Source organism: Ignavibacteriota bacterium, assembly GCA_016212665.1.
Lineage (GTDB): Bacteria > Bacteroidota > Ignavibacteria > UBA10030 > SZUA-254 > FW602-bin19.
The window spans coordinates 26,619-49,350 of record JACREZ010000036.1 but is presented as its reverse complement, the minus strand read 5'-3'; the positions used below and the strand labels follow the sequence as shown (position 1 = coordinate 49,350).

At 42.6% G+C, this 22,732-nt stretch carries 20 protein-coding genes and 1 riboswitch; of the genes, 13 read left to right on the top strand and 7 right to left on the bottom strand.

Going from position 1 to position 22,732, the window contains the following annotated elements; translation table 11 throughout:
* Positions 1-553: 553 nt before the first annotated feature.
* Positions 554-1,384 carry an alpha/beta hydrolase gene (locus tag HY960_13000; protein MBI5216663.1) on the bottom strand — a complete coding sequence of 277 codons (831 nt, stop codon included), beginning with the start codon at positions 1,382-1,384 and terminating at the stop codon, positions 554-556.
* Positions 1,385-1,685: 301 nt separating this feature from the next.
* Here HY960_13000 and HY960_12995 point away from each other — a divergent pair, with 301 nt between their 5' ends.
* From HY960_12995 to surE, 10 genes are all read left to right on the top strand, one after another.
* Positions 1,686-2,513 (top strand): isoprenyl transferase, encoded by an 828-nt coding sequence (locus HY960_12995; GenBank protein MBI5216662.1) that lies wholly within the window; start codon positions 1,686-1,688, stop codon positions 2,511-2,513.
* Between the two features lie 118 nt (positions 2,514-2,631).
* On the top strand, positions 2,632-5,040 hold the full coding sequence (gene bamA, locus HY960_12990) for an outer membrane protein assembly factor BamA (GenBank protein MBI5216661.1): 2,409 nt from the start codon (positions 2,632-2,634) through the stop codon (positions 5,038-5,040).
* 125 nt (positions 5,041-5,165) lie between these two features.
* On the top strand, positions 5,166-5,702 hold the full coding sequence (locus HY960_12985) for an OmpH family outer membrane protein (GenBank protein MBI5216660.1): 537 nt from the start codon (positions 5,166-5,168) through the stop codon (positions 5,700-5,702).
* A 27-nt stretch (positions 5,703-5,729) separates the two neighbouring features.
* The gene (locus HY960_12980) at positions 5,730-6,263 is read left to right on the top strand and encodes an OmpH family outer membrane protein (GenBank protein MBI5216659.1); all 534 of its coding nucleotides are present in this window, start codon (positions 5,730-5,732) and stop codon (positions 6,261-6,263) included.
* Positions 6,260-7,321, top strand: coding sequence for a UDP-3-O-(3-hydroxymyristoyl)glucosamine N-acyltransferase (gene lpxD / locus HY960_12975; protein ID MBI5216658.1), 1,062 nt, complete (start codon positions 6,260-6,262; stop codon positions 7,319-7,321). Before HY960_12980 ends, lpxD begins: the two co-directional genes overlap by 4 nt.
* Positions 7,322-7,330: 9 nt before the next feature.
* Positions 7,331-8,755 (top strand): bifunctional UDP-3-O-[3-hydroxymyristoyl] N-acetylglucosamine deacetylase/3-hydroxyacyl-ACP dehydratase, encoded by a 1,425-nt coding sequence (locus HY960_12970; protein ID MBI5216657.1) that lies wholly within the window; start codon positions 7,331-7,333, stop codon positions 8,753-8,755.
* A 15-nt stretch (positions 8,756-8,770) separates the two neighbouring features.
* The gene (gene lpxA, locus HY960_12965) at positions 8,771-9,556 is read left to right on the top strand and encodes an acyl-ACP--UDP-N-acetylglucosamine O-acyltransferase (protein MBI5216656.1); all 786 of its coding nucleotides are present in this window, start codon (positions 8,771-8,773) and stop codon (positions 9,554-9,556) included.
* The gene (locus HY960_12960; GenBank protein MBI5216655.1) at positions 9,553-10,326 is read left to right on the top strand and encodes a hypothetical protein; all 774 of its coding nucleotides are present in this window, start codon (positions 9,553-9,555) and stop codon (positions 10,324-10,326) included. Before lpxA ends, HY960_12960 begins: the two co-directional genes overlap by 4 nt.
* A gap of 7 nt (positions 10,327-10,333) precedes the next feature.
* Positions 10,334-11,158: a 3-methyl-2-oxobutanoate hydroxymethyltransferase gene (gene panB / locus HY960_12955; protein MBI5216654.1), complete on the top strand. Its 825-nt coding sequence runs from the start codon at positions 10,334-10,336 to the stop codon at positions 11,156-11,158.
* Positions 11,159-11,164: 6 nt separating this feature from the next.
* Positions 11,165-11,953, top strand: a complete 789-nt coding sequence (gene surE, locus HY960_12950) for a 5'/3'-nucleotidase SurE (protein MBI5216653.1) — start codon at positions 11,165-11,167, stop codon at positions 11,951-11,953.
* 3 nt (positions 11,954-11,956) lie between these two features.
* Here the strand turns inward: surE and HY960_12945 are convergent, their stop codons facing one another.
* The 3 genes from HY960_12945 to HY960_12935 form a co-directional block, all read right to left on the bottom strand.
* Positions 11,957-13,105 (bottom strand): DUF1624 domain-containing protein, encoded by a 1,149-nt coding sequence (locus HY960_12945; GenBank protein MBI5216652.1) that lies wholly within the window; start codon positions 13,103-13,105, stop codon positions 11,957-11,959.
* A gap of 11 nt (positions 13,106-13,116) precedes the next feature.
* Entirely contained in the window at positions 13,117-13,488 is a 372-nt protein-coding gene (locus tag HY960_12940) for a response regulator (protein ID MBI5216651.1), read from the bottom strand.
* 75 nt (positions 13,489-13,563) lie between these two features.
* Positions 13,564-14,508, bottom strand: a complete 945-nt coding sequence (locus HY960_12935; protein MBI5216650.1) for a DUF2279 domain-containing protein — start codon at positions 14,506-14,508, stop codon at positions 13,564-13,566.
* Positions 14,509-14,604: 96 nt separating this feature from the next.
* Positions 14,605-14,813: riboswitch (cobalamin riboswitch) on the top strand.
* Here HY960_12935 and HY960_12930 point away from each other — a divergent pair.
* Positions 14,807-16,948: a TonB-dependent receptor gene (locus tag HY960_12930; GenBank protein MBI5216649.1), complete on the top strand. Its 2,142-nt coding sequence runs from the start codon at positions 14,807-14,809 to the stop codon at positions 16,946-16,948. (Overlaps the previous riboswitch by 7 nt.)
* 8 nt (positions 16,949-16,956) lie before the next feature.
* Complete coding sequence (locus tag HY960_12925; GenBank protein ID MBI5216648.1) at positions 16,957-18,018, top strand: hypothetical protein; 1,062 nt, start codon at positions 16,957-16,959, stop codon at positions 18,016-18,018.
* Between the two features lie 108 nt (positions 18,019-18,126).
* On the opposite strand, the gene HY960_12920 is transcribed toward HY960_12925, so the two are convergent.
* The 3 genes from HY960_12920 to HY960_12910 form a co-directional block, all read right to left on the bottom strand.
* Positions 18,127-19,077 carry a YARHG domain-containing protein gene (locus HY960_12920; protein ID MBI5216647.1) on the bottom strand — a complete coding sequence of 317 codons (951 nt, stop codon included), beginning with the start codon at positions 19,075-19,077 and terminating at the stop codon, positions 18,127-18,129.
* Positions 19,078-19,182: 105 nt separating this feature from the next.
* A complete protein-coding gene (locus tag HY960_12915) occupies positions 19,183-21,366 on the bottom strand; it encodes a S46 family peptidase (protein ID MBI5216646.1) in 2,184 nt (727 codons plus the stop codon).
* 289 nt (positions 21,367-21,655) lie between these two features.
* Positions 21,656-22,540, bottom strand: coding sequence for a hypothetical protein (locus HY960_12910; protein ID MBI5216645.1), 885 nt, complete (start codon positions 22,538-22,540; stop codon positions 21,656-21,658).
* 41 nt (positions 22,541-22,581) lie between these two features.
* Here HY960_12910 and HY960_12905 point away from each other — a divergent pair, with 41 nt between their 5' ends.
* A complete protein-coding gene (locus tag HY960_12905) occupies positions 22,582-22,725 on the top strand; it encodes a hypothetical protein (protein ID MBI5216644.1) in 144 nt (47 codons plus the stop codon).
* Positions 22,726-22,732: the final 7 nt, after the last annotated feature.

Genomic DNA, 22,732 nt, shown 5'->3' with positions numbered 1-22,732 from the left:
TGGCTGCACCGATACCGTGGGTGGAATTTCTTGCACGGTCGTATTTGACCATGCGACACATCCCGCTCGGTGTGTAGCACAACAGAAGGACTCGCTCAATAGATACAGAAGACTTGTTCAAGGATTGGCACTCGTCAAGAGAGCAGGGGTGTGCTTTATTTAATGGATAACGTAGTTCTCTTTTTTTGAACATCGTTCGTTCTAATTCCTCTGTTTTATTTCCTCATCCACCATTTCATGGGTGTATCTAGTTCTTACTTTTCACGTATTTGTTGGATTTGCCCCTCATAATTTTCCATGTCGGATTTTAGAGGCGTTAATAATCGAAGAACATCGATATTCATGTTAGAACAGGGCGGACATTCTACCTATATCTAAGAGCGATACTTTTTAAAGTGCCTATCATTCTCATTAAACTGCCTGAGTTATTTTTTGTATTTAACACAAAGTTGAATAAGCCTCCTAAAAAACGCGATTATGTTTCAGTAGTTACAAGGCACGTCATACAGAAATTATGGATTAAAGGTTTATGAAGTTGATTCATTTGATTTTGTTAAGTCTGTATCATAAATTCTTTTATGAGTTGCATATACACCGTCGAACCCACAACATAACAATCATTATGTCCCGCACCGGAGATTTCATAAAATTGTTTCGGTTCGTTCGCTGAGTCAAATAGTTTCTTTCCAAGTGTTATCGGAATAATGTCATCATCACTTCCGTGAACAAACAGGAGAGGAAGATGTAGCGACCGGATTTTTGTTTCTGAATCAAACCGGGAACGGATGAAAAGATGAATGGGGAACCAGGGGAACATTTCTTTAGCCATATCTTTTGCGTTCGTGAGGGAGGATTCAAGAATTAAGCCGGAACAACTTCGTTTTGTTGCAAGGTCAACCGCGTCTGCGGTGCCGAGACTTTGTCCGTACACAAATATTTTCGAGTGTTGAACATCGTTGCGTGTGCGGAGATAATCGTATGCGGCAACAGTATCGAGATATAATCCGTCTTCTGTCGGCTCGCCTTCGCTTCTTCCGTATCCCCTGTAGTCAATGATAAAGATATTACATTGGAGCAAGCGGAATCTTCGTAGTTGGTCGAGCCGGTGAATAATATTGCCTGCATTTCCATGAAGCCATAGAAGTGTTATAGTAGCGGTGTCATTCGGGAGGAACCAACCGTGTAATTTCAATCCATCGGAAGTTGTAAACGTACATTCTTCAATCGGTAAATCAAGAAGAGAGGTATTCCACATTCCCTCTGAGTATTTTATAGGATGATAGACAACATTGTTTTCAAACAAGAGAATGAGGATGATGCCGAGGAGAAGTCCGACGGCGAGAGGGAGAAGGAGGAACATTATGCGTGTGAATATTTTCTTCATGCGTATGAGTTAGCACAATGTAACGGTTGGTTTTGTTTGAACCAATCTTTTATACATTGTGTTATCTTCTTCAATCACAATATTTTGTTATCAACAACGATTGTTTGTAATTCAAGTGACAGTGAGATAGCTTCTCCCGATAAATCGGGAGAAGCAATGACTATTCGACAACACGCGCATCATCAATGGTACAATCGTAAATGAATAAATCTACAATTCAAACTCCTTGTTTTTCTATGCAAAATAGATTAACTTTGTTCCGTAAAAATCGAAAAAATTGAAGAAAATAGGTCTATTTAACGTGAACGCTCAAGGCGTTGCGCCTGCTCGCCATCGTTCAAAGAACTTAGGCGAGCCTGCCAACGGTGATGACCGGACAGTTCAGGAAAACCTGAAGCAGAACGGTCACATCCCTACTCATATTGCTGTCATTATGGATGGAAACGGTCGTTGGGCAAAGCAACGTGGTTTGCCGCGTATAGCCGGGCACAGCGAAGGAGTTGAATCGGTGCGCGATACGGTTGAGGCGTGCGGTCAACTCGGTGTGAAGTATCTGACGTTGTATGCGTTCTCAACTGAGAACTGGAAACGCCCAAAAGACGAAGTCTCGATGTTGATGCGTTTATTGATGCGTGCGTTACGAGATGAGACCGATAAACTCCACAGGAACAATGTTCGTGTTCATACAATCGGCGAGACGCAATCGCTCCCGAAAGAAGTGCAGGATGAATTGTACGACGCCATCGAACGGACGAAGCACAACACCGGATTAAATTTGTTTCTCGCATTAAGTTACAGCGGACGATGGGATTTAGTCGGCGCCGTCCGGAAGATTGCGGAAGATGCGAAGCAGGGAACAATCCTCCCGGAACAAATTAGTGAGAAGTTCATCGAACAATATTTGTCAACCAAAGGAGTTCCCGACCCGGACTTACTTATTCGGACGAGCGGTGAACTTCGCATCAGTAATTTTCTTCTCTGGCAACTTGCATATTCGGAAATTTATATCAGTCAATGTTATTGGCCCCAATTTCGTCGTGAAGAATTGTACGAAGCGATTCGGAATTATCAATCACGTGAGCGACGGTTCGGAATGGTGAGCGAACAGTTGCAGGTAGTTCAGTCGTAACGTGTTTTTACGTTGACGATTCTTTGTCATCCGAACCATTTCTTTCTTCTTTCCCTGCAAGGGTGTGAGGAGAAGGGTGCTTGGGTGATTATTATTTTTCATTTATCAAATAAATATTTTGCTTAAAAAATCTTTCATAGTTTTACTCAGTTTATTTCTTTCGTTGATTGTTTTCCAGAGTGGAAATGCGCAACAGCGAGAGCAGAAAATTTATAAAGTGTTGGGGATTTCCGTAGAAGGAAATACAGAGGGCGGAACCGATGCGAACGCCATCATTACACATTCGGGGTTGAGTGTCGGTGATGAAGTGACGATTCCCGGAAATCAATATCGGAATGCGATTAATCGGTTGCTTGCGTTACGAATTTTTTCTGATGTTCAGATTCTTTCCGACAAAAAAATAGATAACGGAATTTATTTAGTCATTAAAGTCAGGGAAAATTCCCGTCTCACTCGTGTTGAAATTCTCGGAAACGATGAGTTGGATGCGGATGATATTCAAAAGAAATTTACGTTCACAGAAGGACAATACGTCACTCCGAGCGAAATCCATAAAGCGATTCAAAAAATCAAAGAGTATTATTTTTCAGAAGGATATTTACTGACAAAAGTAACCTCGGAATCTGTAGTCGAAGACTCGACAAAGCCAAATTATGTCGTGGTGAAGTTTACGATTGATGAAGGACCTGAAGTGATGCTTGGCTCAATTGAGTTTGAGGGGAATGAAGCGTTCGACGATGGTGAACTCGAAGGAGAAATGGAAGATACGGAAGAAAAAGTCTGGTGGCAGTTCTGGTCATCGCCGCAGTTTGATTCAGTAAAATATAAAGAAGACAAGAAGCGCATTCTTTCATTCTACAGGAAAAGCGGTTACCTCGATGCGGAGATACTTTCAGATTCAGTTTGGTACAGTGAAGATAAAGAGAACGTGAATCTCACTGTTCGTGTGCATGAAGGACCACAGTACAAAGTTCGTTCGATGACATGGGAGGGTGCAACGGTCTATCCGACAGAAACATTGAATGAACGTCTTGACATGAAGAAGGGAGACATCTTTGATGAAGAACGCTTCGAAGGAAATCTTCGCGGCAACAAAGACTTGAACGATGTTTCCTCAATGTATCGTGACCAAGGGTATTTGACAATGGAACTTGACCCGCAGGTTAAGCGAGTTGAAGGGGACAGTGTTGATATTGCAATTCAAGTTATTGAACGGAATCAATTCAAAGTGGGGAAAGTAGAAGTACGCGGGAATACAAAGACGCACGACTATGTGATTCGTCGTGAGTTGTTTGTGAAGCCGGGAGAATATTACAGTCAGGCAAAAATTGTTCGTAGCATCAGACAGTTACAACAATTGAATTATTTTAACATGGAGAAACTTGGGAAAGGACCGGAACTTTCTCCAGTGGATGACCAAACAGTAAACGTTGTCTTCGACCTTGAAGAAAAATCGAGCGACAATGTGAACGCTTCGATTGGATACAGTCAGGTGTTCGGCGTAACGGGTGCGCTTGGATTTACCATCAACAATTTTTCGATAAAAGACCCGCTCGGCGGCGGCGCGGGACAAGTGTTTAACTTCGAGTGGCAATTCGGTGAGGGGCAACGGTACAGAACATTCAGTTTCGGATTTACCGAGCCGTGGCTCTACGGTTCGCCAACAACACTCGGTGTGAACTTGTTCGACACACGACAGAGTTACTTTTTAGATATTCAACAGACAGGAATTTCTGTTCGGTTCGGTCGCCGCTTGAAGTGGCCCGACGATTATTTCCGCGCAGATTGGACAGTGAGATTTCAGAACAACAATGTTCGGGATAATGGCGGGATTTATTATTATCAAACAGGGAACACACAGCAGTACAGTATCAGTCAGTCAATTTCCCGGAACAGTATTGACAATCCAATATTTCCGTCATTCGGTTCGAGCGTTTCGCTTTCTATCGAATTGACAGGCGGACCGTTCCTCCCTGGCAACGTGGATTACCACAAGTGGCAATTTCAAGGAGATTGGTACACACCGCTATTCGGTTCAAGTAAAGTTGTGTTAGCGTCTCAGACTTCGATTGGTTTTGTTGACGGATTTGAAGATAATTCCGTCATTCCGCCACTTGAATATTTCTGGATGGGTGGAAGCGGACTTGGCGCGGTTGCAACAACTCCGTTGCGTGGGTATGAAGAACGAAGTATCGGACCACGAAGCGATGCGGGGACAGAGTTAGGCGGCAAAGTGATGACTAAGCAAACGATGGAACTTCGTCTCGCGGTAACGCTTGAACCAATTCCGATTTATCTTCTTGCCTTCTTAGAAGGTGGAAATGTTTTTACGGATTTCTCTCATGCAGACTTATTCGATTTGAAACGCTCGTACGGTATCGGCGCACGATTGCTGATGAATCCGCTCGGACTGATTGGCTTTGATTATGGCTACGGAATTGATGATGTCAGCGGCGGGAAGTATGGTTTCCCGGACGGCACACCGGACGGCTGGCAGTTTCATTTCCAGTTTGGAAGAGGATTCTGAATATGCAGGGGTGCAGGGTGTTGAGCGCAAGGGAGAATTCTCCCATTCACTCCACTCCAGTGCCCCGATGCAATTTGTATTTATTTATTTACATTTACTCAAAACAATAACAACACGAGGAACAAGTGAAAGTACTACACAAAAATATTTTATTATTGATAATCGCCGGCTTACTTTTTGGCGGAATAGTTCATGCACAGACGATGAAAATCGGGTACGTGAATTCCGCGAAAATCATGCAGGAATTTTCTGAAGCGAAAGATGCACAGAAGCAGATTGATGCATTCCAGATGAAGATTCAGGATTCACTTGATATATTCAACAAAGAATATCAAGACAAACTGAAGGACTATCAGACGAAGGAATCCATGTTAAACGATGCGGCGAAGAAAGAAAAACAACAAGATCTAATCATGCTTGAGCAGCGCTACAACGAATTCCGCGACAGGAAATTAGGACGAGACGGAGAATTGGCTATTGTTACACAACGCTTGCTCGACCCGATTAAGGAAAAAGTTCTGAAATCAATTGCTTCTCTTGCAAAAGATGAGAAACTCACATTCGTGTTCGATAAGAACGAAGCGATTCAAATCTTGCTCTATGGCGATGTGAAATTCGATTACACTAATTTAGTGCTTGACCGCCTTACCCGCGGCAAGTAAATCAAAATAATCAAAAGGAATACGAAGATGATTCTGAACTATTCATTCAAAGCAGTTTTATTGATGATGTGTTTCGCATTTGTTGTGAACGCACAATCAAAAATTGGTTGGTTTAACTCTCAGGCGATAATGGAAAAATATCCTGAAGCGCAGGACGCACAACATCAACTCGACAATATCGTCGCAGATTGGCAGGCGGAACTTGCCAAAATGCAGAACGAGTGGAAGAAGAAATTTGAAGAATACGATAAAAAGAAACTCATTCTTACCGACCAACTTCGTGCTGATTCTGAAAAAGAGTTGCGCGAACTTGACCAAAAGATTTCTGAATTCCGGAACAAGAAGTTCGGACAGAACGGAGAGTTGTTTCAAAAGCAGAACGATTTGATGAAACCCGTTCAAAACAAGATTTACAAAATTCTTGAAGAGGTAGCGAAAGATGAAGAATTCGATTACATCTTTGATAAAAGTGGTGAAATCCTGCTCATGTATTCAAATCCGGCTCTTGATATGACTCAAAAAGTGTTGGAGAAACTGACGAACTTCTCCGAGTCGAAATGACACTTAGTGAAATTGCCCGGTTGCTGAACGGTGAGATTTCCTCAGGAGCGGAAATTGAAATCGAACGGCTTGCAAAAATCGAAGATGCGGGTGAAGGTGATATCACATTCTTCGCGAATCCGAAATATGCAAACCATCTTAGCAAGACATCCGCAACAGCAATTCTCATTACAAAAAATATTGAAGCAAAAGAACTCGCACAACGGACAACACCAATTCATGTTGTCCGGGTTGAAGATTCGTATCGTGCCTTTTTGCAACTCATTGATATCTTTCATCCCAAGGCAACTCCGCTACAAAAGGGAATTCATCCTTCAGCAGTGATTTCACCAATCGCAACACTCGGTGAAGGTGTTGCAATCGGAGCGTGTGTGGTTATTGGTGATGGATGTACGATTGGAAAAAATGTCACGCTTCATCCCGGTGTTGTTTTGAGTGAACATGTCTCGATAGATGAGGGAAGTTTGTTGTATCAAAACGTTTCTGTGCGAGAAGGGTGTAACATCGGAAAGCGAGTCATCATTCACCCGGGAACAGTTGTTGGAAGTGATGGCTTCGGTTTTGCGCCGACTCCGGATGGAACGTATGAAAAAATTCCTCAGCGTGGAATCGTCATCATTGAAGATGATGTAGAGGTTGGAGCGAATTGTACGATTGACCGGGCAACGATTGGAGAAACACGAATCAAACGTGGGGCAAAGTTGGACAACCTCATTCAAGTCGCGCATAATGTTGTGATTGGTGAAAACACTGTCATTGCGGCTCAAGCGGGAATTTCCGGCAGTACGAAGGTCGGGAAGAATTGTGTTATTGCGGGACAGGTCGGTTTGGTCGGACATATTACACTTGGAGACAGAACGACGATTGGCGCTCAATCGGGAGTATCCAAATCGGTGAATGAAACCGGGACGACAATTTTTGGTAGTCCGGCGAAGGAAGCGCGTTTCGCTTTTCGAGTACAGGGTGCAATTCAACAACTACCCGATTTGCTTGTTGAGGTCCGGTCACTACGAAACGAAATCGAGCGGCTAAAATCAGAGATAGAAAAAACAACATAACTTTTGTTCATGGAAAAATATCAACACACAATTAAGCATCCCGTTACGCTTGAAGGAATAGGGTTACACACAGGTGTCAACACAACGATGACGTTCAAACCGGCGCCACCGGATTACGGAATTCGTTTTCAACGGGTTGACTTACCGGATACACCGGAAGTTCCTGCTCTTGCCGACCATGTTGTTGAAGTTGCGCGTGGGACTACGATACAACTTGGCGATGCAAAGGTTTATACAACGGAACACATTCTTGCCGCGTTGGTTGGATTACAGATTGATAATGTTATCATCGAGTTGAACAACATCGAGCCGCCCATTTGCGATGGAAGCGCGAAACCATTTGTTGATGTCTTGCTTCAGGCAGGAATCGAACAACAACAGGCGCTTCGGGATTACTTGGTGGTTGATGAGACTATCAGATATGTTGATGAAAAAAATGGTGTGGACATCGTTGCACTTCCGACCGATGATTATCGTCTCACCGTCATGATTGATTATTCAAATCCCGCTCTCGGAAGTCAGCACACGGGTTTGTTCAATCTCGAAAAAGAATTTATCGAAGATTTTTCTTCGGCACGTACATTTTGCTTCCTCCACGAAGTAGAACATTTGTATGAACAGGGGTTGATTCAAGGAGGTAATCTCAACAATGCAATCGTTATTGTTGATAGAGAACTGCCAAGGAAAGACATTGACCGAATCACGAAGAAACTTGGCATCAGTGATGCAATCGTCATGGATAAAGGGGGGACGCTCAACAATAAACAACTTCACTATAAAAACGAACCTGCACGGCACAAACTCCTTGATTTGATGGGAGACCTTGCGCTCATCGGCGCGCCGCTGAAAGCACAGATTCTTGCCGCTCGTCCGGGACATGCAAGCAACGTTGAGTTCGCGAAGAAAGTCAGGAAGAAATATCTCCAGCATAAATTGGTCAAGAAATATCAACTCGACGGAAAGCAAGGGACAATATTTGATGTGAACGCACTTCAACGAATTCTTCCGCATCGTTTTCCGTTTCTTCTTGTTGACAAAATTATCGAGTTCAAACTTGATGAAAAAATAGTCGGTGTGAAAAATGTTACCATGAACGAATGGTTTTTCGAGGGACATTTCCCGGGCAAACCCGTTATGCCGGGCGTGTTAATCATTGAAGCGATGGCACAGGCAGGCGGCGTGTTGCTGTTGAACGGTGTTGAAAATCCTGATGGGAAACTTGCTATGTTTACGAGCATCAACAATGCGAAATTCCGAAAACCGGTTGTCCCCGGAGATACATTGGTGATGGAAGTAACGATGCAAAACCGTCGTGCAAGAATGGCGCAGATGAATGCCAAAGCATTTGTTGATGGCGTGTTAGCCGCAGAAGCAGATTTAAGTGCGGCAATTGTTGACAGAACAACACTTCCCGGTTCCTCCAATCCACAATAAGTAAAACATAAAAGTATGAGTACAGCAATTGATACAAGAGCCGTTGTAAGTCCGAATGCACAAATAGGCGAGGATGTCGTCATCGGTCCGTTCAGTGTTATTGAAGATGATGTCATAATCGGGCGGGGAACGCGCATCGGTTCGAGCGCGGTGCTTGCAAAAGGAACTCGCGTCGGAGAAGAGTGCAGAATTCATCATGGCGCAGTGCTTGGGACTGTTCCACAAGATTTGAAATTTCATGGTGAAGAATCATTGCTTGTGGTTGGCGACCACACGACGGTGAGAGAATATGCAACATTGAACCGCGGAACATCCGCAACCGGCAAAACAAAAGTTGGTAGTCATTGTTTCATCATGTCGTATGCTCATGTTGCTCATGATTGTGAGGTCGGCGATTATGTGATTCTTGCAAATTCTGTCAACATGGCGGGACATGTAAAGATTGAAGACCATGTAGTCATTGGCGGTATGGTTCCGATTCATCAGTTCACACGCATTGGTCGTCATGTAATGATAGGCGGAGGCTTCCGTGTCTCGAAAGATATTCCGCCCTACGCGCTTGCAGGTCACGACCCGCTGATGTTTGAAGGATTAAATTCAGTTGGATTACGACGGAGAAACTTTTCTCCTGATGTCATCCGCAACATCGAGCATGCGTACGAAATAATTTATCACAGGAAGATGAATGTTTCGCAAGCGCTTGAGACAATCAAAAAAGAAATGCAAATGACGGAGGAAGTAAAATATATTGTCGAATTCATCGAAGCGAGTAAACGAGGCATCATCCCTGCGTACCGATGAAGTGGCAGTTGCTTCAAACAGGATTTCTTTCAGGCAAACTCAACATGGAAATAGACGTTGCGCTTGCAAAATGTTTGAATGAAGAACAAAACGGAGCAGTCCTGCGATTGTATGGTTGGAATCCCCCGGCAATAACCATCGGGTACAATCAGGATATTCATGAGTTTGATGAAACGAAACTTTCACAAGCCGGAATTGATTTGGTGCGAAGACCGACGGGCGGTCGGGCAATTCTTCACTGGAACGAATTAACCTACAGCGCCATCATGCCGATTGAACAACAAGGACTCAAGGAAATTTACCGCTACCTGAATTTGGGCTTACTCGAAGGTGTTCGGTTAATGGGAATTGAGGCAGAACTTTTTGAGTCAGGCAGTTCAACACATCAGATGTATTATGAAACGACTTCAGCCGCGTGCTTTTCAAGTTCCGCAAAGTCAGAAATTCAATATCAACGGAGGAAGTTGATTGGAAGCGCGCAACGGAAAATCGGGAACGTTGTCCTTCAACATGGCTCGCTGTTGTTGGGACCACAACATCTTGAAATTAGTTCGATGTTGAGCGAAGAAAATACTTCACGACAAAATTCCATGAAACAACATTTGCTCGAACATGCGATTGATGCAAAAAGCATCCTCGGAAGGGATGTGTCATTTGAAGAAGCATCAATCTGTATTCAGGCAGGATTTGAACGAGTACATTCTATTAGATTTGAAGAACCGTCAGATACTCTTCTTGACGCAATAACTATTCATACAACAGTACAGTGAAACCGAAATGAAAAACAATAAGACAAAACAAAAACCGCGTGTCGTAACAACGAAAACCGTTTTGAAGATGAAACAAACCGGAGAAAAAATCTCCATGCTCACCGGTTACGATTTTCTCGTCGCAAAGTATTTAGATGAGGTGGGGATTGATATTATTCTCGTCGGCGATTCACTTGGAAATGTTGTGCAGGGGTACGAAACGACATTGCCCGTAACGGTAGATGATATGATTTATCATGCGAAAGCGGTAAAGCGAGCGGTGAAGAACGCGTTGATTGTGGTTGATATGCCGTTCATGTCGTTTCAAACAAGTACCGATGATGCAGTTCGAAACGCCGGAAGAATTATGAAGGAAGTCGGTGTTGGTGCGGTAAAACTTGAAGGTGGCGCGTATATCGCAGACATCGTTCGACATTTGGTGAAAGTGGGAATTCCGGTGATGGGGCATTTGGGATTGACGCCGCAGGCAATTAATAAATTCGGGACGTATGAAGTGCGTGCGACGGATGACGCAGAGGCGGAGGAATTATTGAATGATGCAAAAGTGCTTGCAGAAGCAGGAGTGTTTGCAATTGTGTTGGAAAAAATTCCGTCCGAACTTGCTAAACGTGTAACGGAATCAATTTCTGTTCCCACGATTGGCATCGGGGCGGGAACGGATTGTGACGGGCAGGTTCTTGTTGTGTATGATATGCTCGGATTGACGGAAGAATTTAAGCCGCGCTTTGTTCGTCGGTATGCTGAACTCGCAAACGTTATGCGTGGCGCATTCAAACAATATATTGATGATGTGAAGTTGCAGAAGTTTCCATCAGACAAAGAGAGTTATTAAGGTACGATGAGGACAACATCAAAGAAACGATTACAAATTTTAGTCTCCAATGATGACGGCATAGATTCAGCAGGTATCTTTGCTCTTGTTCGCGAAATGAAGAAACTTGGTGATGTTACCGTTGTAGCGCCGCACAAACAGCAAAGCGCCGTCGGTCATGCCATCACGATGAATTATCCATTGCGAGTAAGTAAATTCAATAAGAACGGAAAGTTTTTCGGTTACGCAGTGGAAGGAACGCCTGCCGATTGTGTGAAATTAGCTGTGCGTTCGTTGCTTCCTTCTCCTCCGGATTTGGTTGTCTCCGGAATCAATCATGGCTCGAACACGGCAATTAATATTATTTATTCCGGAACGGTCTCTGCCGCAACGGAAGGAACTGTGTTGGGAATTCCATCCATCGCTGTTTCATTGACTTCATACAAGAGCCAGGATTTTCTATTTGCCGCGAAGTTTGCGCGGAAACTTTCTACACTTGTTTTGAAGAAGGGATTGCCAAAAGCAACGTTATTAAATGTCAATGTTCCTGCAGTTCCTGAAAATCAAATCAAAGGAATAAAAATAACACGACAAGGAAAGACAAACTGGAACGATACATTTGACACACGGCTCGACCCGTACAAAAATACCTATTATTGGCTCACGGGTGAACTTGAAATCTTAGACCACTCGGAAGACACAGACCAGATTGCCGTGATGAAGAAGAATGTTTCCGTCACGCCGATTCATTATGACTTGACAGATTACAATTTGCTTAAGACATTAGATTCATGGGGAGTGGAGAAATTGCGGTAAGTTTTACCAGACAACAAATCGAATAACGATACCTGCCAACGTCGCATACTGAATTACGGTTGCGGCGTTTTTGTTTTTCTGCTTGATGAATTTCCAACCAAACGCTAACAAGTACATTGCAAGAATCAATCCGGCAGTGAGTCCGATACACTCGGCGTATCCAAGCGTTGGACCGAAAAACCGAATGAAACTCCATTCAAATGTATGTCCGTACACGACGAGTAAGTGTGCGACATACACAAGCAAAGACTCGGTTCCGATTAATGCCACTCCTTTTCTGACATAGCCGGAAGGAAGATGTTCAACGAACCAACATCCGACAAGCAATAAACAAACGATGCCAAATCGAACAAAGAAAAATTCAGGACTTGCATTCCAGAAGTTATGGTTTGAATAGAGATTCCATGGGAGCCATTCAATTAATAAAGAAAGAACGATAACAGAAAATGAAATCAAAGCAATGGAGCGTTGAAGAGTTTTCGGGTTTTTGTTCTGATTCATTTCATTAAGCACGAATCGTCCAACGATTGTTCCTCCGAGTAGAAATGCCGACCAAGGGAAAAGTGGAAATTGCGATTGGTATTTGATGGAAAGATAGGGACGAAGCAGAACGGAAAATTCAGAATAATCAACCGAGCGAACGAACGGGGCAAGAAATACAAACAACAAACCGGACAACAATGTGATGGCGAAAAATGGTTTTTGTTTTTTGATGAGCGCTACAAGTACTGCTGTGGCAATAAGAGTGAGACTGATAACATGAAGAATATCAGCCTGGAAGAATGTTTCCCATTTGTATGCATCAGACAGGTTCATCATCCCTCCGAGCGAAAAGAGTGGGAGATGCAGCGCGTACCCGACAATCAAGATGAATAGTAATCGTCTGATGTAGAGCCAGAACGATTTGTTGAAACTGATGTACTCAATCCATTTTTTTTGTAAAGTAATTGCAAAGGCAAAGCCAGCACAGAAAAGAAATGAAGGGGCAACGAGTCCGTTGAAGAATGTCACATAGGAAAAAAACGCATGTTCACGAAGAGAAGGCATCAGCAAGGCATTCACAACATGGGTTTCAATCATAATGATGACAGCCCAGCCGCGAAGCAAATCAACAAATGCTATTCGTTGAGTTGTAGGTTGGAGTGATGACAAATCAGAATGTGTTATTTCTGCAAGGAATGTATTATTGCCTCAGCGAGTTTGTCGAGGTCAACCGGTTTTGTAAAGTATTCCGTTGCACCGAGCGACGTACCATATTTTTTTGAGAGCGGGTCTTCAACCGCAGTGAGGAAGAAAAATGGAATGGTGGAAAGTCGGTTGATTTTTTTCACATGTTGAAAAAATTCAAATCCGTTCATCGGTTCCATTTTTAAATCAGTGATAATAACGTCGGGAGTAAACGATTTTAATCGTTCGAGCGCGTCGGCTGGATTATCAGTGGTGATAACATCAATATCATGGTCTTTTAATCCTTCCGAAAGAATTTTCAGGATTGTTCTATCATCATCCACAAATAGGACAAGTGGTTTCATCATCTCAGTTTCATTTCTAATTAGTTCGGTTTCTATGCAATTGTAGCAGGAAAAGGGATGAAAAACAAATTCGTGCGACTAAAATCTTATTCCGTACGCTACAACACTCGGTGAGATTTTAAGTGTAGGCATTGGCGCATGAAAATAATTTAATACGCGTTTTAATGTACTGATGAATCCCCCTTCGCCGGGGAGTTTCGTGAAATCAATGTCGAGGCTAAGATAGAGTTCGGATTCTTTGCTTGACGAGAGGTTCTTGACTCCATAACCGAGAGCAATGTTGAGGAATGAGGGGAGGAAATCGGGGGCATGTTTGCCGAGAGCATTTTTGATATTTACACTAAGCCAATAATATTGACTTTCATAATCATCAATCAGGCTTCTGAATTCTCCGTTTCGGAATCGTGGAGATGGAATTACGCTCCATTTGAAGGTGACGGAATGAAGAGAGGGATATTGCACACGAAGAAACGGGATTGCCGCGCCGGCAATATCCGCAACTCCATCGCCTATGCTAAATCCAAGATTGGGATGAAATGCGTCCTCGATTTCCACGTAGAGTTGAAACGCGAGGGCAATTCCTCCGCCAAGGAGCGCGGCGTTTTGTTGTTTCATCCCAGACCAGTAAAATGACTGAGTCATGATATCGCTTGCGACATAACTAAAAAGAAAATGTCCGAATTTATCTGCATACAAATTTGCATTTTCATCATTGTCGAGATGAAATGGAGAGCGTTCGCCTTTCCACCATGAGTTATAGTTTTGCAGATGTGCAACAGTAATTATTCCCGCTGAAGCGCCAACGACTAATCCAAAACGAAGCGGAGAAAGTTCTTGTTCGACAATTTCCGAGTCATTCTTCATTTCAAGATTTTGGGAGTTCAAGTTCTGAAGCATTGAAGTGATGGAGTCTTGGAGTTCTGGAGTTACTAACTTTGGGAGTTGATGCTGTCCCATCAATGCGGATTCTATCAGGAGGAGGAAAAGAATCGTTTTGAAGAAGTATGTATGGTTCGTCTTCATGGTTGGTGAAGTATAAGGAAAGGTGCATTCATTGTCAAAAAAAATATTTTGAAAAAGTCTTGGATTTGAAACCGTGCGAGTGTATATTCACTCTACAATTTACATAGCGATGAAAGTATTCTCCCAAAAATGGGAGAAAGGGAATTCCGTGAATTCGCCGCGGCGAATAATTCGGAAGCTGCCCCGCAACTGTAAGCCCGAACATGTAGTTGATCAAGTAGTGTCACTGTTCCGATTTATCGGGATGGGAAGACAGACCGACTCAAGGGCAAGCCAGGAGACCGACTCTCATCTTGCCTTGAAACACCTTCGCGGGAAGGTTGAGGAAGAAGGAATGATTTTCCTTTTTACCCAACTTTTTCATTTTGAAGGTTGGGTATTTTTTTTAGCCACGAAGTACACGAAACACACGAAGAAAAACTTGTTTCATAAAGCACTCAAAGAGATTCTTACTGTTCGACTTTTGCTTGGATTGATTTTCTTTATGATGAATCCATGGAATGTGCGTTCACAAGTGATTGATTCAACGAAAGAACTGAAAACCTATAAGTTGGAAGAAGTGCTGATTCATGGACGACGGTTGAGCGCACAAATAGGAATGATGACCAAACAATTGCGCAAAACAGATATCGAGGAATTATCAGCAAATACTGTAAGCGACCTTATTTCAATTTCAGGCGGCGTTTTTGTAAAAGATTATGGCGGTTCAGGAATAAAAACAATTTCACAACGCGGGCTTGGAACGGAACACAGTGTTATTCTTTTGAATGGTATGAGAGTCAGTTCGATGCAAAACGGGTTGATGGATTTGGGAATGTTCCCGGTTGAAGAACTGGAACTGCTGGAAATCGCTCAAGGAGGATATTCCGCGCTCGTTGGTGCTGATGCGATTGGTGGTGTGGTGAATTTAGTAACAATTCCATCCGTGAGACAGAATAAACTTCGATTACGTTCTTCGTTCGGTTCTTTTGGTGAACAGGAATTATCTGTAAACGGGTCAGTGAACATCGGGAACGCGAATGTACGGGTTGGTGCCGGGCAACAGCGAAGCAAGGGAAATTTTCCATTCACTTTTTCAAACGGATATTTAACGTACAATTTGGAACGGAAGAATGTTGATTTGCGGGCAACACACGAGACAGTGCAAACTTCGTTTTCATTGAATGGAAATGATTTACTCAATGTTGCAGGATATTGGTATTCATCCGAGCGGGGGAGTGGGGGATTGGTTGTTGGTCCTGTTGGCGAAAGTAAAGCACGACAAACTGATGATGAAGGAGTATTTCAGACATTCTATTATCGTTCGTTCGAAAAGAATTTTTCTTTTGGATTGAACGCGCAATTACATCATCAATATGAACGGTATTCAGACCCGTTGCTGAATGTGGCGGGGAAGCCGCTCGATAATTATTTCAAAAATAATGAACTGAGATTTGAACCTACAGTATCGTACATCAACGACAGTTCGCTCTCATTAACTCTTGGCGGCGAATTTGTCAACACGTTTGCTGAAGGGAATGTTATGAAAACGAAAATACAACGGGAACAATATGCCGCGTATATCCGGTCAGATTTACATCTGGATGTGAATACACGTATCCTGCGAACTGTCGCGCTCATTCCTTCGGTTCGGTATGATATTGTTTCCTCTCTTTTGAATTCATTCAGTCCGCAACTTGAGACACGATTACACTTTAAGAATATTACCTTGCTTGAATCTGAATTGATGCTTCGGATGAATATCAGTAAAAACTTTCGCGCGCCGACCTTTAATGAATTGTATTGGAGCGGTGGAGGTGGCATCGGCAATCCGAACTTAAACCCGGAACGAGCATTCAATTTCGATGGAGGAATATTGTACACATTTATTGCTCTTGGTAGTCATTCTTTGAAAGCGACATATTACACTATTTCAATGACGGACAGAATTATCTGGACTGCCGCAGGCTTTGGAGTTGTTACTCCGAAGAATGTTCGCTCTGTTTCTTCGTACGGAATCGAGACAGCATATAATGGAACATTGTTCGATGAATTGTTAGCGATTGATTTGAATTATACGAATGGAAAGAGCGTCAAAACATTAGCAGAGTATTCAGGAGACCCAACGATACACAATCAACTCCCGTTCGTTCCTGAGGAGATGATGAACTTTGCAATTTCTATCAACAACAAAGTGCATGAGAGTTTTGTTTCTCTTATCGGAGTAACGTTCACACATCAGTTTGTCGGGTACAGATTCACCACGGAGGATAATAAAAACTATGTGCCCGGCTATCGTTTGTACGATGGAAACATTCGGCTCCGTTCGAAAGTCGGAAGCGCTATGTTGAACATGAAATTTGAAGTGAAGAACATTTTTGAGCAGGAGTATCAAGTCATGCCGGCATATCCGATGCCGATGCGCTCATACAGGTTTTCTTTTAGTATTGAATTAACGTAAATTATGCCATGAAAAAATTCTTTTATCTCTTACTTGTTGCTTTTATTTACTTGGGATGTAAAGATGAACCGGTTTCAACATCTGAAATCTATGTTCCTCCACCTACGCCACCACCACCTGCGAAGGTTGTGTATATCCTGAATGAAGGAAATTTCGGAGACCCGTTCGGCGCGAGGTTGATGAAGTATAACATCACCGATGACACGGTCTATTACAACGTGTTTGAATCTGCAAACGGTGGAATCCATCTCGGAAGTACGGGGGATGATTTGCAATATTTACGCGGGAGGTTGTACGCACTGATGAGCGGCTCCATGAATCTTGTAGTGATGCGCGAAAGCGATTTGAAAGTGACACAGACGTTTTATTTTTCTTCTACGCCGCACGACCGTGTGATTGATTCAAACCGAAGTAAGGCATACATCACGCGCTTGTTCAGCAATTCGATTTACGTGATGAACCTTGCAGGTTTTGTGTTGAGCGATTCGATTGATGTCGGGACAAATCCGCAAGGGATGTTAGTGGTTGATAGTCAATTGTATGTGTGCAATTCCGGGTACGGAGCAGACAGTACGGTGACAGTGATTGACGTAAACGCGGACACGGTGAAAACAACGCTCAGAGTCGGCTATGGACCTTCCGGCATTACCGCGTTGAAAAACGGGAAAGTAATTATTTCGTGTACAGGTAATGCGACATCATTCGGCAGACTTGTGATTATCAACCCATCCACAAATACGATTGAAGATACGATTGACGTTGCAGAAAATTTATTTGGAAGTATTACCGTTGGATTCGATGGCTCGGTGTACGTTCTCGGAGTAACTGCAGGGAGTTACTATGGCGGTCCCGTGCATCGTCTCAATCCGGATACGAAAGTAGTGACGATGAATTTTATAGCCGGCACGTATTACAATATTGCAGTTGACCAGGCAGAGGATGAAATCTATGTTACCGATGTGAAGCAATTCAATGCAGACGGGGAAGTACAGATTTACAAGAAGGATGGAACACTGAAAAAATTATTCACTGCACAAATGGGACCGAGTGTGATTGTGTTTAAGAGGTAGAAGAGAGCAAAACATCGTGTTTGTTCCATGTAGGGACAGTGACACCAAAGTAAATAACAGTTGTTTTTGTCACTATGGATATGGACAATAGAAATAAAAAAAACTTCCTCATCTATTCATAAGTTTCTCCTTAATTCCAAGTAGATTTTTTACATATTGTTTTTCCCCATTCGGCAACATATTTGGCTCGAACTCATTGTTGGGTTTGTACCACGTCTGTTTTGCAAAATAATTTGATAACGAAGTATCTTTAAATACATATCCATGTCTGGCGAATAACTCATTTTTCATTAAACGTACTTGCTCAATCGACTCTATGGTACCATAAAATTCCGGACATGGATGAGTATCTGTTTCTTCTGAAAAAGACCAATATGAGTGAAACCAAATATCTACTTCTTCATTTCGTTTTGGCAAATAATTTGAAAATGAGTATACAGTACTATCGTTAAAGAATTCGGGTTTCAATTGAGCCCAAATAGATTTCTTAATAACAAAGTTCGTTGTTGCCAAATTTGAATGATCAAAAACAATCCGACCTTCTTTAATAGGACCTGCCCAAGATGAACCTGTCCCTATAGTATAAACAAAAGCTTGCTCACACATTGTACCACTCCAATCCCCGTCGTATTCGTTTTCAATAAAAACTGTATCCTTACTTTTGAATTCAACTATCCATGTATACCAGTTTTCTTCTTCCTCAGTGCTATCGTAGCGATAGGATGTTTGAAGTTTTGTTTCTCCAATATCTGTTACTGTTTCGCCGTTAACTCTACAAGTGAAATTTCTAATTGGATTAGAAGATGTTCCTGGGTTGATATGAAAATTAGGAAAACCGACGGACACAACATCATTAGAACCAGAATTATAAAACCAAAATTGACATTTAACGTGAGAGTCATTCTGGAATAATTGAATATAAATGTTCTCTTTGATCATTTGTATCGAATCTGCTCTACCCATAGGAAAGGCGTTTCCACCTACTGAACCGAGATAAGAATCATCCGAATAGGAAGTTATGCTGAAAATAAAAATAAATAAAATTGATTTCAGTCTCATGATCCCGCTAATTATTTAGTGTTTTTCTTTTCCAAATAGTGGAGTCCACTCATTATCAGGTACGGAATTGCTACGAGTGGACTCCATCTGAATACTTAGTACTGATTACTGAGAAACCTTCCCCTTAATCTCATTCAAAATATTTTGTGCATTGGCATATTTGTCAATGTAGAACAACACGTAGCGCGAGTCAACGGAGATTGTGCGGTTGACGGAGGGTTGGTAGTAATAGTCGTTTGCCATTCCTTCCCAGTTTCCATCAAATGCAACGCCGATGAGTTCGCCTTTTCCGTTCATCACGGGACTTCCGCTGTTGCCGCCGGTAATATCAAGCGTCGCAACGAACGCAACCGGAACATCGTTCGATTTCGGGTCTGCGTACTCACCGAATGCTTTTTTATCGTAGAGTGTCTTTAATTTTTCCGGAACAACAAACGGGTCGGCGCCAGTCTCTTTTTGCATTACGCCGGATAATGTTGTTACATAATTGTAGCGTACAGCATCACGTGCGTAATACGGCATCACTTGTCCGTACGTGAATCGTAAGGTGCGGTTCGCGTCGGGATAAATTTCCGTGTTCTTATATTTGAGCCATGCTTCCATCAATTTCGTGCGTAACGCTCCTGCCTTCGCATTGAACTTTTGCGTGGCTTCTTGAAGCGGGACAAAATCTTTATCAAGTTCGAGTGCGAATTGTACAAATGCATCATCTTTTATATCATCTGCATCTTTCGTGAGAAGTTTCTCACACCCTTCGACTGTCATAACGCGAGAATCATCATACAAATCATTAACAAAATTCCAGATTGCTTTATCAAGTTTCTCTCCGGTTTTCTCACCGGCTATTTTTTGTACAACTGAAATTTTCTGTTCCGCGGGAAGTTCCGTTGCTTTCTTCAGCATAGCAACGAGCAATGTCTTGTCCACATTCACGTCAGAGTTTTTCAAGACGTTTGTGTAAGTATCTTTCAGATTCTTTATTGCAGATTCTGTCGGTTTCATGTCGCCGCTTGCAGAATCCTTTTCAAACGAGTTTGCAAAATCTTTAAACGCTCCGGCAAGGCGGATTGCATCTGCAACATATATTCCTTGACCGAGAACGATTTGTTTTTTGTTGAACGTGCGAAGTTCTTTATACAACTGGTCAATTTCATAAATGATGTTCCCATACTTCTTCTGAAGTTCCGGAAAAGTGGAGAGGAATGATTTGAATTTTGTTTCTTCATTCTGTCGCAATTTAATCACGTCTGCCGATTTGATTCCGAGCAACGCGCCTTCACGATATTTCCATCCGTTGGAAATTCCCTGAACGCGGCTGTGGTACTTGATGGAAACAGCGTGGTCTTTTTTCCGCGCTTCATTAATAATATCAATTTGAGTTTTCCCTAAATCAATTCCGAGCGGCAGTGTTTCATCTACTTGAATTTGGATTTCCGGCGATGTGCGATAGCGGAATGTTCTTCCGGGGAACCCCATAATCATGGAGAATGTTCCTTCCTGAATTCCTTCGGTTGACATAGGGAGGAATTTGCGCGGTTTATACGGAACATTTTCTTTCGCATACGCAACCGATTTTCCTTCGGGAGAAACATACGCTCGCATGAACGCGAAGTCGCCTGTATGTCGGGGCCACATCCAGTTATCATCATCGCCGCCAAACGTACCGATGGAAACCGGCGGCGCAAGGACGAGCCGGACATCCTTCAATGTTTCATATTTTATCAAATAATATTTTACGCCGTAAAAGAAATCTACGACGCGGCAGGTATAGTCACTTTCGCCTTTTGCTTTCTTTTCCAACTCTGTTGATTTTGTTCGAATCGCTTTCGCACGGGCTTCGGGCGACATGGTATCGCTCACTACCGACATGATGTCGTTGGTAACATCTTGCATATCAACAACAACCTGTGCATTGTAGGATGGAATGGAAAGTTCCTTGTCTCGTGTATCGGCGGCAAATCCGTCGTTCAAATAATCTGTTTCAACAGAACTGACTGACTGAACCGCGCCGACTGCAACGTGATGGTTCGTGATAATCAAGCCATCTGCCGAAACGAAGGAACCGGTTCCGCCGCCAAGCAAAACGATAGCATCTTCAAGACTCGGTCCGTTGGGATTATAAATTTGTTCAGGAGTTAATTGAAGTCCGAGTTGTTGCAACAAAGTCCAATCAAGCGATTTAATTTGTGTGGGCATCCATTGTCCTTCATCTTTTGATGAAAGTGGGAGGACGAAAAGGCAAATTGATAAGAAAAGAACTGTGAGATGATAGAGGGATTTCGATTTCATAGATTCTCCGGAGTTATTATTCTGTGGGATTCATTATTTAGTGGGTGAAAAATGCGAAAATTTGAAATGAGAAAAAAGTTTCAAAGGGATTGTGAGATTGCTTCATCCCGTTCTTATACATGATGAACGGGATTCGCAATGACAGTGGAGTGTGGGTCATTGCGAATCCCGCTTCAGCGGAGTGAAGCAATCTTCGTCTTTCATGCTACGATGAATAAAACATGCGGTTCATTAGTAGTGGGTAGTAGTTAGTCTGAAAAAACTCACCACTCACAACTAACCAACAACCCTATTTCGTGATAATGACAAGATACTGCTCTGTCCAAAACTTTTCAGTATCAAGGATGAGGAGTTTTGCAGTTGAACCATCTTGTGTGAGTGTGTAATATTCCTGCTTACGTTTTGGGATGATTTCATCAACCTTCCCATCAATTTCAATGGTTGTTTGCTCGTTCTTATCAATCGTAATAAAGTCGCTTTTATCAAAGCCGCTTGCAAGCGTTGTAGTTTTTCCTACCAAGCCGAGGAATCCGCCTTCATGTTTGATAATATTCAGTTTCTCTAATTCATCGAATGTGCCGACGATATAAAATGCCTTGTTGATTTCTTTTTTCTGCGAGGATATTACCTGTTCTTTTTGTTGTTCAGATTCAGTCTTTTGTGCAAGCCGTTCCTCGAGTGATTGAATCTGGATGTTCATATCTTTCAACTTCGATTCGAGCGATTCAATGGAGCGCTCTTTTTCGGCGAGTGTTTGTTTCAGTGTTTCGACCATCTGTTGTAAGCCCGCATATTTTCTGTTTGCTGACTTCAACTTGTTCTCAAGTTCTTTTAACTTTTTTCTGTTCTCTGCCAGATAATTATCAATGCCGGAAATCTGACTGAGAATTTGTTCGCGCAATTGTGTCTGCATTGCGGCTTTTCCCGTTTCCAACTCTTTGGTTGATTTGGAAAGCATCGACTCGCCTTCGGTAATCTTCTGCATGTTCGAATAGACACCGTTGATTGCGTTTGTAACATCATTGATGTACTGACTTTGCACGGAAAGGTCACGCATTGCAGACTCGTATTGTTGTTGGAGTTGCGTATTCTTCCGTTCCAATTCCTGAACCTGAGATTTATCGCATCCAAGAAATACAAACGCGAGAAGAATAAAAGAAATGAGGGATTTCATAAACTTGCTTCTTTTGTGATAGATTAAACGATTACACTACTTTGCGAGTAGAGAATACGAAAAAAATAGGAGGGAATCAACCTTTTAAGCGAGCCGCAACGGGAAGTGGAATAGCATCGAACGACATGGCTGTCAATACGAACACGCAAGAAAGTAAATTCTACATTTTTTTGTTCGATGCTTAGAAGGAAG

Coding starts and splice junctions, on each gene's coding strand:
- HY960_13000 (MBI5216663.1), bottom strand. CDS start 1,384: ATGAAGAAAATATTCACACGCATAATGTTCCTCCTTCTCCCTCTCGCC.
- HY960_12980 (MBI5216659.1), top strand. CDS start 5,730: ATGATTCTGAACTATTCATTCAAAGCAGTTTTATTGATGATGTGTTTC.
- lpxD (MBI5216658.1), top strand. CDS start 6,260: ATGACACTTAGTGAAATTGCCCGGTTGCTGAACGGTGAGATTTCCTCA.
- HY960_12970 (MBI5216657.1), top strand. CDS start 7,331: ATGGAAAAATATCAACACACAATTAAGCATCCCGTTACGCTTGAAGGA.
- lpxA (MBI5216656.1), top strand. CDS start 8,771: ATGAGTACAGCAATTGATACAAGAGCCGTTGTAAGTCCGAATGCACAA.
- HY960_12960 (MBI5216655.1), top strand. CDS start 9,553: ATGAAGTGGCAGTTGCTTCAAACAGGATTTCTTTCAGGCAAACTCAAC.
- panB (MBI5216654.1), top strand. CDS start 10,334: ATGAAAAACAATAAGACAAAACAAAAACCGCGTGTCGTAACAACGAAA.
- surE (MBI5216653.1), top strand. CDS start 11,165: ATGAGGACAACATCAAAGAAACGATTACAAATTTTAGTCTCCAATGAT.
- HY960_12940 (MBI5216651.1), bottom strand. CDS start 13,488: ATGATGAAACCACTTGTCCTATTTGTGGATGATGATAGAACAATCCTG.
- HY960_12935 (MBI5216650.1), bottom strand. CDS start 14,508: ATGAAGACGAACCATACATACTTCTTCAAAACGATTCTTTTCCTCCTC.
- HY960_12925 (MBI5216648.1), top strand. CDS start 16,957: ATGAAAAAATTCTTTTATCTCTTACTTGTTGCTTTTATTTACTTGGGA.
- HY960_12920 (MBI5216647.1), bottom strand. CDS start 19,077: ATGAGACTGAAATCAATTTTATTTATTTTTATTTTCAGCATAACTTCC.
- HY960_12915 (MBI5216646.1), bottom strand. CDS start 21,366: ATGAAATCGAAATCCCTCTATCATCTCACAGTTCTTTTCTTATCAATT.
- HY960_12910 (MBI5216645.1), bottom strand. CDS start 22,540: ATGAAATCCCTCATTTCTTTTATTCTTCTCGCGTTTGTATTTCTTGGA.